Source organism: Thermanaerothrix sp. (assembly GCF_056331585.1).
Genome location: NZ_JBWGPQ010000017.1, coordinates 45,548 through 55,473, shown reverse-complemented (window position 1 = coordinate 55,473; position 9,926 = coordinate 45,548). Strand labels below are relative to the sequence as shown.

The 9,926-nt window shown below is 50.6% G+C and carries 12 protein-coding genes; 5 read left to right on the top strand and 7 right to left on the bottom strand.

Annotation, left to right across the window (positions count from 1 at the left end):
- The 4 genes from AC01YT_RS07840 to AC01YT_RS07825 all read right to left on the bottom strand — a co-directional run.
- Positions 1 to 509, bottom strand: a 509-nt coding sequence (locus AC01YT_RS07840; protein WP_476674292.1) for a hypothetical protein, incomplete at its 3' end; no start/stop codon positions are given.
- Positions 490 to 1,077, bottom strand: coding sequence for an RNA polymerase sigma factor (locus tag AC01YT_RS07835; RefSeq protein WP_476674290.1), 588 nt, complete (start codon positions 1,075 to 1,077; stop codon positions 490 to 492). The genes AC01YT_RS07840 and AC01YT_RS07835, both read right to left, overlap by 20 nt.
- Before the next feature lie 94 nt (positions 1,078 to 1,171).
- A complete protein-coding gene (locus AC01YT_RS07830; protein WP_476674288.1) occupies positions 1,172 to 2,095 on the bottom strand; it encodes a DMT family transporter in 924 nt (307 codons plus the stop codon).
- Between the two features lie 89 nt (positions 2,096 to 2,184).
- The gene (locus AC01YT_RS07825) at positions 2,185 to 2,391 is read right to left on the bottom strand and encodes a dodecin (protein ID WP_315624048.1); all 207 of its coding nucleotides are present in this window, start codon (positions 2,389 to 2,391) and stop codon (positions 2,185 to 2,187) included.
- A 391-nt stretch (positions 2,392 to 2,782) separates the two neighbouring features.
- On the opposite strand from AC01YT_RS07825, the gene AC01YT_RS07820 reads away from it, so the two are divergent.
- From AC01YT_RS07820 to AC01YT_RS07800, 5 genes are all read left to right on the top strand, one after another.
- Positions 2,783 to 3,325 (top strand): SET domain-containing protein, encoded by a 543-nt coding sequence (locus tag AC01YT_RS07820; protein WP_476674286.1) that lies wholly within the window; start codon positions 2,783 to 2,785, stop codon positions 3,323 to 3,325.
- A 117-nt stretch (positions 3,326 to 3,442) separates the two neighbouring features.
- Positions 3,443 to 4,234, top strand: a complete 792-nt coding sequence (locus tag AC01YT_RS07815) for an SAM hydrolase/SAM-dependent halogenase family protein (protein ID WP_476674284.1) — start codon at positions 3,443 to 3,445, stop codon at positions 4,232 to 4,234.
- A gap of 27 nt (positions 4,235 to 4,261) precedes the next feature.
- Positions 4,262 to 5,200 (top strand): AAA family ATPase, encoded by a 939-nt coding sequence (locus tag AC01YT_RS07810; protein ID WP_476674282.1) that lies wholly within the window; start codon positions 4,262 to 4,264, stop codon positions 5,198 to 5,200.
- Positions 5,197 to 6,405, top strand: coding sequence for a DUF58 domain-containing protein (locus tag AC01YT_RS07805; protein ID WP_476674280.1), 1,209 nt, complete (start codon positions 5,197 to 5,199; stop codon positions 6,403 to 6,405). Before AC01YT_RS07810 ends, AC01YT_RS07805 begins: the two co-directional genes overlap by 4 nt.
- On the top strand, positions 6,402 to 7,820 hold the full coding sequence (locus AC01YT_RS07800) for a DUF4129 domain-containing protein (RefSeq protein ID WP_476674278.1): 1,419 nt from the start codon (positions 6,402 to 6,404) through the stop codon (positions 7,818 to 7,820). Before AC01YT_RS07805 ends, AC01YT_RS07800 begins: the two co-directional genes overlap by 4 nt.
- 30 nt (positions 7,821 to 7,850) lie before the next feature.
- On the opposite strand, the gene AC01YT_RS07795 is transcribed toward AC01YT_RS07800, so the two are convergent.
- From AC01YT_RS07795 to uppP, 3 genes are read right to left on the bottom strand one after another with little or no spacing between them, the layout of a single operon-like run.
- Complete coding sequence (locus AC01YT_RS07795) at positions 7,851 to 8,393, bottom strand: VTT domain-containing protein (protein ID WP_476674276.1); 543 nt, start codon at positions 8,391 to 8,393, stop codon at positions 7,851 to 7,853.
- Entirely contained in the window at positions 8,390 to 9,055 is a 666-nt protein-coding gene (gene udk, locus AC01YT_RS07790; RefSeq protein ID WP_476674274.1) for a uridine kinase, read from the bottom strand. The genes AC01YT_RS07795 and udk overlap by 4 nt, the downstream gene beginning before the upstream one ends.
- A gap of 47 nt (positions 9,056 to 9,102) precedes the next feature.
- Complete coding sequence (gene uppP, locus AC01YT_RS07785) at positions 9,103 to 9,921, bottom strand: undecaprenyl-diphosphatase UppP (protein WP_476674272.1); 819 nt, start codon at positions 9,919 to 9,921, stop codon at positions 9,103 to 9,105.
- Positions 9,922 to 9,926 lie beyond the last annotated feature (5 nt).

The window sequence follows — 9,926 nt, the reverse complement described above, 5'->3', positions numbered from 1 at the left end:
TTGATTAAAGCGTATAACCAGGTACCAAGTGGGAGAATAGTCCACGCATAAAGGAATAAACCAAAGGCGGCTATCCAATAAGGTGGAATCTCACGCAACCAGAAGGTGAAAGCATAGCGCAGTTGAAGCCACGTGAGGGGAAGACGGGAGAGCATGCGGATAATATTTGAAATCGTTTCGGCAACGAAGGCCGAATCAGAGAATAGGATCAGCAAAGTAACCACACTAGCGATTACCAACAATGCCATACTGACTAGTCCCACACTCCATTTCCAGAATGTTTCCCGGGTCTGCTGGGAGCGGACAAGAGCATAAGACTGCCAGCGATTGGCAAGGCCCGATATAGGTGCACGCAAGGGTAGGCGAAGAAGCGCCCGTCTTACCTCTTGCCAAGCCTGATAGGTTTCGAGACAATAAGAGCACGTGGTTAAATGGCGTTCCAAATCCTGTGGCTGGATCTCCGCCTTATCTATTTCACAAAACCAGGGTTCAATAGGCGGGTACTTCATGGGTGGTCTCCTTTTGGGCAAAATGGCGTTGTTGTTCCTTCCACATGTGAGCAATTTTTTGACGGGCGCGATGCAGACGACTTTTTACAGCGCTTACGGAAAGGGAGAGCGTCTCAGCCATTTCAAGTTCGCTCATTTCATACCAATAACGCAAGATCAAGACGGCACGTTCGTGGGGTTCCAAACGCATAAGAAGACGTTGGATATATTGATGCTCTTCGCGCCGGGCATATTGGCTCTCGGGACTGGATTCGGTGCTGGGTAGTACCTCCTCCATCCATTCCTGGATATTTTCCACCGAGGTGCGACGCTTACGCAGTTGGTCAATACAGTAGTGGGCAGCAATTGAGAGCAGCCATGTCAAAAACGGGCGAGATTGATCGTAGCGGTACAGGGCTTGAAAAGCACGCCAAAACGTCTCTTGCGCCGCACCTTCGGCTTCTTGTGCATCACCCAGCATACGAAAGCATAGATTATAGACCTGAGTCTGGTAGGTGGCTACGATCTGGCTAAAGGCGTTTATATCATGGGAAACATCCTTTAAGATGCCCGGGTCAAATTCAGCCACCGCGATGCTCCATTTACCTCTTGTGCTTTCTGTTTTAATCTACGCAGAAAGTTCAGTTGGGTTTCTAGTTCTATGCGCAGATGGTTTATGACAACTAATCGTCTGAGGCCGATTCTGCAGGTTGAGCCTTGGCTGTTGCGGGCGATTGCGGAGAAGCCGTCAGCAATACCTGGCCCTGCGAAAGAAGCATAGCCGCAAAAATCAAGAGGGCGCCTAACCACTGCATTGGCTGAAGTGTTTCTCTTAAGAATAATGCGCCAAAAAGGGCGGCAAATACGGCTTCGCTGCTGAATAGGATGGCGGAGTCCGCTGGTGGGGCATGGCGTTGACCCATGACCTGTAACGTAAATGCAAGGCTGACGATGAATACGGCCGAGTAAATAATGGCGCTCAGGGTTGCCGGGCTTATAGCATGAAGTTTTTGGGGGAGAACATTTCCTACAATGGCGAGATTGAGCAAACCGCAAACCAGTGCCTGACCGGCAGCAAAAATAAACGCATTCATGCGCTGAGCGGCTTGGCTGACTATTATCACATGGAGGGCCCAGATAAAGGCGCCTCCTAGGATGATGGTGTCACCCGGATTCAGTCGAACCTGGAGAGAACCGCTACTGAGTAGCAATGTGCCCAAGACGGCCATCCCGGCGGCGAGCCAAACGTACCAGCCTGGGCGTTGACGCCCGAAGATGAAGAGTAATAGGGGAATGATAACAACATACAGACCGGTGATAAACCCTGCATTTGCGGCGGTCGTGGAGGTAATTCCAATTTGCTGGAGCGTACTTCCCCCGAAGAGGAGCGTGCCGCCCAGAAAGATCCATTTCCACTCTTGAGGTTTAGAAGGGAGGCGCAAGCGTAAACCGAGAACTAATAAAAGTCCCCCGATAGTAAATCTCAGGCCATTGAATACGAAATTGTCAACTTCAGCGGCGGCAATTTTTTGCGCTACAAAGCCGCTGCCCCAAATAACAGCCACCAGCAGCAAAATTAAATCGGATTTCAAACGAGAATTTTTCATCGCAATAATCTCGCCCTGGAGATTCGTCCACACTCGTCCCCAGCTTTTGATCCTATTTTTGTCTTGAGACACGAGGATTGATCGGGGGATCAATCCTCTAGAGTAAACCCAATTTTTATTGTTACTTGCCACTGCCCGACATGATCATTCTCAATTCGCCCCCGGATTTCGCTCACCTCGAACCACTGTAATTGACGCACGGTGCGCGAAGCCCGCCCAATGGCGGTTTGAATGGCATCTTCAATGCTGACGTCGGATGTGCCGGTAATTTCGATGGTTTTATAGACTTTGTTCATCGCTTGCCTCCTTTGGCTATTTATACAATTGATCCCAGTGCTCGAGTTAACCTCTAGACAATCTAATTCTAAGCCAAAACATCGAAGGGCGGTGGATAGCCTGGTATAATTAATTTATAAACGGGTTTCGACCTTGAAGGTGGAGTCTGTCCGGTCAAGCGACGTTTTGGTTGTTTCAACCGATTTGTTCCTTCTCGGCTGAGGTCAATCGAAAATCTAATGTACCTTTCACCCCTGTGGGGTGATTTTTATTTTGGATTTGCACGTTTGTCTTCAATAGGTGTTTGAAGGATCGTGGAGGTGAGTTAGGATTATACAACAAATAGGCACAATAGTTTTGGTTCGGATTTTAAGGGACACTATTTCAATTCCTTCTTTTAGAGAGGATGTTATGCAGTTCACCACATTTTCTTATTGTTCACCTAAATTGGAACTGCGACCTTGCCCGGACAAAAAAGGATTGGGACTTTTTGCACGAGAACCCATTATGGCGGGGGAACTCTTGGCAGTTTGGGGTGGTCAGGTATTGACCGGCGCACAAGTGCGCCTTTTACCCGTTGAGCGCCGCATTCACAGCATCCAAATTGAAGAGGATCTTTATATGGTGCCTCTAGCCCATGGTGAACCGGCAGACTACTTTAACCATTCTTGTGATCCTAATTGTGGCTTGAGTTCACCAATCACGCTGGTAGCAATGCGAGATATTGCGGTGGGGGAAGAGGCATGTTTTGATTATGCAATGAGCGATTCCAGCGATTACGATGAATTTGAATGCCATTGTGGTTCTCCCCATTGTCGGCGCATCGTCACGGGTCAGGATTGGATGCTCCCCAGCCTTCAGGAACGATATTGGGGGTATTTTTCCCCTTACTTACAGCGGCGGATTGAAAAAATGCGCCAGGCGATAGCCAATCCGCCATTGATGGGCAGTTAGCCCTGGGAACTATGAGTGCTATGAGGAAGTGGTGGGGAAATTTCTTTCCCCGACCGTGGTAAGATTCTGTCAGAATTGGATCGTGACGTTAGGTGATTCTTCGAAATGGGAGAAAACATGGCAAGTATCGTGGCTTTACTGACGGATTTTGGATATCGTGACCATTACGTTGGGGTCATGAAAGGAGTGATCTGGGGCATTTCGCCCTCGGTGCAAATTGCAGACATCACTCATGCCGTAAGGCCGCAAAATGTCTTTGAAGGTGCCTTTTTGCTAGCGCAGGCCTACGCTTACTTTCCGCCAGAGAGCATCTTTGTGGCGGTGGTGGATCCAGGCGTAGGAACGCAGCGACGTCCCCTGGCAGCAAAGTTGGGTGATTACTTCTTTGTGGCACCCGATAACGGGTTGTTGACATTTGTTATTCGGGAGGGTGAGATCCACAGGTGGCCGATGGAATTTGTTCATCTTACACAGTCTGCATATTGGCTGCCGAATGTCAGCCGTTCATTCCACGGCCGAGACATTTTTGCCCCGGTCGCCGCTCACCTGGCTAAGGGAGTGCCTTTAGGTGCTCTTGGCCCTCGAATTGAGGATCCGATCCTGCTGCCGGTGCCCGAACCCTTTCCGGAGGAGGGAGGGTGGCAAGGTCAAATCATTTACATTGACGTCTTTGGTAATTTGATCACGAACATCCAACCCCATCATTTAGCGGGTGACTTTCACTGGAAGATTTATTATAAAGACCGTGAGATTAATAAACTGGTCAACACATTTGGTGAGGGGCGGCCGGGTGATCTGATTGCCATGTTTGATAGCACCGGCTACCTGAGTCTGTGTATTGTTAACGGCAACGCCGAAATGACGCTAAACGCTCGGGTGGGAGATCCTCTCAAAGTATTTCGATCTTGATACATACCTGCTCTCTGGAGGTGTACGTTGATAAGACCATTGGTAGAGCAAGTGCTAAAGAATATTCAAACCGTAATTGTTGGAAAGGAAGAAGTTATTCGATTGGTCCTGGCGGCTATTTTATGCGAAGGTCATGTGTTGCTTGAGGATGTGCCGGGTACCGGAAAAACGACCTTAGCCCGAGCATTGGCAATTTCTTTGGGATGTACGTTTCGCCGCATCCAGTTTACACCCGATTTGCTTCCCTCAGATGTGACTGGTTTAATGTGGTTCAACCAAAAGACACAGGAATTCGAATACCGGCCTGGCCCGATTATGGCGAATATTGTCCTGGCGGACGAGATTAACCGTGCCACTCCCCGGACCCAATCGGCTCTATTGGAGGCAATGCAGGAACGCCAGGTGACCAGCGATGGTATTACCCGCCCGCTCCCACGCCCGTTTTTAGTTATTGCGACCCAGAATCCAGTGGAATTAGAAGGTACCTTTCCGCTTCCCGAAGCCCAAATTGACCGTTTTATGATCAAAATTGGCTTGGGCTACCCATCACATCAAGAAGAGAACGCCCTACTTGAGCGCTTTCAACGATCAGATCCTCTAGAAACTCTAACTGCGGTAACTCATCCTGAGGCGATTCAAGAGGCGCAAGCCGTGCGGCGTCAGGTAGGGGTGGAGGCTTCGGTACGAGATTATATTGTGCGCATAGCTCAAGCGACGCGCGAGAACCCCGAGATTCAATTGGGGGCCAGTCCACGGGCGACCTTGAACCTGTTCTACATGGCCCAAGCTTGGGCGGCGCTGGATGGGCGGGAGTTTGTTTTACCCGATGATGTTAAGCATGTGGCGCTGTATGTGCTGGGGCATCGCCTAATCGTTTCTCCTCAGGCTATGCTGCGCGGGCGCCGGCGTGAAGACCTGATAAATGAAATCATCGCTGCGGTGCCTGTCCCGGTGGAGGTAAGGTGAGAATCCGTGCCTGGGCTATTCTGATTTTGGCCTTGATCTTGGTTGGGACGTTGTTTCGTGTTCAGTGGCTGGTAGGGTTAGGAATAGCCACAGGGGGTGTGTTAGGTATTGCCTATATCTGGCGGGTGCGCGTTTTGCAGAACATTGTGTATCGTCGTTCTTTAATTTACACGCGTGGCTTTCCGGGAGAAACGTTGCCATTACGGTTAAGCGTCGAAAACCTGAAGCGTTTGCCGGTCACCTGGTTGCGCATTCGCGACTCATGGCCATTAAGCCTGGCCCCTGAAGAGAGATATTCTCTCGCTCCTTCCCATGTGCCTGGCCGCGGGTATCTAACGAACATTTACCATTTGTGGGGATACCGTCGCGTTGTTCGAGACTTTCGTTTACGCCTCGGAGGGCGCGGGGTTTATTCCTTAGGTCCGGTAACTCTAGAATCAGGGGATCCTTTTGGCCTTGAGGAATGCCACGAAGAAATTGAAATGCCGGCGACGGTGACCGTTTTTCCCCAATTGGTGCCCCGGTCGCATTTAGAGTTGCTCTCGGAAGACCCATATGGCGAACGGGGTACGCGCAAACGGTTGTTTGAGGATCCCAATTTAACCATTGGTGTTCGTCCTTATACCCCGGAAGATACATTTCGTCAGATTCATTGGCCGGCAACGGCGCGCACCGGAGAACTGCAAACGCGAGTATATCAGCCGATTGCTGCGCAGATCATGATGCTGTGCGTTAATGTAGCAACCTCGGAGCATCCCTGGTTGGGCACCCTCCCCGAAGTGCTGGAACACCTCATTCGCGTGGCAGCCTCTTTTTGCTATTACGGGATTGAAGACGGTTATGCGGTAGGGCTTGCTGTTAACGGCGGATTGACGTCAGCGGATCAGTTAATGCAGATTCAACCTGGTCGCACCATGGACCATCTGGCTACATTATTACAGGCGTTGGCAGGTGTTACTCCTTTGATCACCCATCCGTTTGAGCGATTTCTCGTTCATACAGCGTCTCATGTAGCAATGGGAGCAACCTTGGTCATTTTAACCGCAGTGATTAATCCCTCTTTGATCGAGGCAATAACCCTGATTAAGCGATATCGCCATCATCTGGTTTTGGTGGCTTTGAGTGAGGAACCACCACCTTCACTCGCAGGTGTGAAGACTATTCACTATCCATTATCCAGCGAGGTCAAGGGTAAGAAAGAATGAGTTTACTGCAGTGGGCTGAAATTGGGATTATTTTTCAAGCCCTTGCTGAGGTTGTTTGGGCGGCTTTGTGGTATCAGGCATTGGTTTCTCCGAGATTAAGTATTATTGAAGTAGCCATAGTGCTTTTTTTGGTGGTTTGGGGCGCTGAGCGGCTAAGCCGCGAGTTGGAAAGGCATCGAAATCGGCTTTCCCTTTGGGTCCGAGGCTTGGTCATGGTGGGGTATATTGTTGGAGCGATATTAATTCTGGGGGTGCTCCTAGCCGGGTTTTCCATCAACGATTTGGGGGCGAATAGGGATCTGAATGTGGTTGAAGTCGGTCGGGTATCCCTGGGGCACTGGTTCTGGCATGGGGTTTCTGTGCTCCTCCTGGTCTGGCGAGGGATACGATTGAGTAAACTGCATATAGATAGCGATGCAACGGTGGCATCGTTGCGTTTGGGGATTGTGATGCTACTGGCATATGGCCTCTTTCGAGGGATGAGGCCTACACTGACCACGATGATGCCCGTTTTCCTCTTCCTGGCCTTTAGTCTAAGTAGCATTGGCATTTGGCACATGATAGATTTATTCCAAAGCCGGGGAGGATATGCGCCTTCTGCGGCGATGCCATGGTGGCTCTTCATCATTACGTTGGGCTTTGTGCTTGCATTTGGTGGTGTGGTAATGGGGACCGTTTTAGAACAACCTGTGGAGTGGATAAGTTGGGGGATGATGGCTTTGATGGCTATCCCCATGGTCTTAATGGCTTTTCTCTTTGGCGGCATTGTGTTGCTGTTCATCTCCTGGCTGATCCCGCTTTTAGGTAACGCCCCGGCTGTGCCTCTTCCGGATATCGTGGGGGGCGAGCAACTTCCAAAGGTAGTGGAGCAATTAATTGAGGGCATCGAGACGGGGAGTAATTGGTCTATCTTTGATCGCCTTTTACCCGGGCTGGCTTTAGCAACTATCTTACTCTTACTAGCTTTGGTGGTGATCGAAATGCGTTCACCGGGGGCGCTGTTGCTTCCTATTCGAGTTGAGGGTGGAGTGGAGGAACGATTGCGGCTTTCGCGCTTAGTCAAAAACCTAAGCCGCACACGCAAGCGGCCAAGAAATGTCAGGCGGGCTTCACGTCAGTACATTGCCAACCGGATCCGGGCTATCTACCAGCAACTGCTGGATCTAGCAGAAGCCTTGGGGTATTCTCGCCCACCTGCGGTAACGCCATTGGAGTTTCTACCAACCCTTATGGATCTATTCCCCGAACACACTGAAGCGGTAAAGCTCTTAACCCACACCTATATCCAAGTTCGTTACGGCGAGATCCCAGAAGATCCGGAGGACATTGCTCGGGTTGAGCGCGCATGGACAGAGGTGGCATCGGAAGGGCACCGCCGTTTACAAGAGAAACAAGTTGTAAGCGCTAAAAAGTAATAGTGCTCTGACGGTTAGATTGCTGAGAGATCAACCCGCCGGCGGGCTACCCAGGATCAAAGCTCCACTATACGCAAAGATTAACATCTTGAGCACTTTTCCCACCCAACACCAGAAGAAGAAAATCCTCAGCGGCATTTTGAGTGCCCCGGCGATAATTCCTGCAACATCAAACGCTGGATTGGGGACAAATGCCAGGGCCAGGATAGCCAGCCCTCCATAGCGGCGAATATACGGTTCAAAGCGCTCGTGCCACTGGGTGCGCTCAATGAGACCCTGTCCACTAAAACCCACTAAATATCCCGAGAGTTCCCCTAGGGCGGCTCCACTTCCGGCAGCAACAGCAACCCAAAAAGGATTGAAGACAGCACCCATTGCCGAGGTGATCAATACACCGGGAACCGGCAGAATGAGGGTAGCATTCGTCAACAAGGAAATCAAAAAAATCCCAAAATAACCATACCCTTGTAGGTGCTGTACTTTGTCACGGTTTAAGTAGAGAGCCAGGGTCAAACCGAGAGCAAAGACAAGAGCAAGAACACGTAAGAGACGAGTACGTTGTTCTTGGGTCATGTGGAGATCCCCTCTTGCGCTGGGGGATCATCCTCTTGAAGCAGCGCTTGGATGCGAGAGATCACCATATCCAGAGCAACGGTATTCATACCCCCTTCGGGAATAATGACGTCGGCGTAACGTTTAGAGGGTTCGACGAAATCTAAGTGCATGGGACGGACAGTCGTGAGGTATTGTTTGATGACCGACTCCGTGGTTCGACCTCGTTCGGTGATGTCGCGCTGCAAACGGCGAATAAAACGGATATCAGGGTCGGTATCCACGAAAATCTTGACATCAAACAGTTCACGCAGGGCCGGCTCGGCAAAAATCAGGATCCCTTCGACAATAATGACCCGCTTGGGCTCAACCCGAATCGTGCGTGAGGTTCGGGTATGAGTAGTGAAGTCGTAAACCGGCAAATCAATCGGCTGCCATTGCTTCAAGCGCTGTATGTGCTCAATTAACAGGCTGGTTTCCAGCGAATCGGGGTGGTCGAAATTGACCTCGGCGCGCTGGTTGGGCGGCAAGTCAGCCAAATCACGATAATAAGCGTCATGAGGTAGGTAGGCAATGCGATCTCGTCCTACACGTTCCAAGATAACGTTGGCCACGGTGGTCTTGCCTGACCCCGAACCCCCAGCTATTCCGATTACGAGTGGTACTGGTCGCTGCTTGTTCATCCTGATTTCATTATACCGAAAGGGAAAAACACTGAGGAGAATTTATGCTAGAAAAAATAGACACCCAAGGTGAGCACGCCCAAAAGGACACAATAAACGGCAAAGATCAATAAACTGTGACGGGAGAGATAGCGTAACAGCCAATGAATGCTCAGGTAGCCAACAACCGCTGCTGTGATGAAACCGATTGCCATGACCGGCAAAAATTCACCCAGGTTATTCACGGTGCGCAAGTCCCACACCCCCATGGCCCCTGCCGCCAGCATGACCGGCACCGCCATAAGAAAAGCATAGCGCGCTGCAGCAGGGCGTTCCAAGTGACGGGTCATTCCTCCCGCAATGGATGCACCAGATCGGGAGATTCCCGGGAAAAGCGCCAGAGCCTGGGTAAAACCCACCCATAGGGCATCGCGCCAGTTCAATTCCGCCAGTGTGCGGTTTTGGCGCCCAATCTTCTCCGCCAGGCTTAGCAGGATGGCTGTGCCAAATAAGAAAAGTGCGGTTAGGTCCGGGCGGAGAAAAGCGTGTTCAACGGCATCCTTAAGCCAAATGCCCCCCAAACCGGCAGGTATTGTGGATAGCAGGAGCAGCCAGCCCAACCGTGATTCAAGATGGGCAAAGGGATCACGTGCAAGCAGATCTTTTAGCCAAATTGTGAGGATGCGCCACAATTCGACGCGGTAATAAAGGATCACGGCGAACAGAGTGCCAATTTGTACCAGGACATCGAAGGGAAAGACCTGGTCTGCGGGTAATTGCCAACCTAAAAGGAAAGGAGTGATTACAAGATGGGCTGAACTGGAAATAGGGAGGAACTCGGTAACCCCTTGGACAATACCTAAAATGAGAGCCTGGGTGATAGTCATGAACC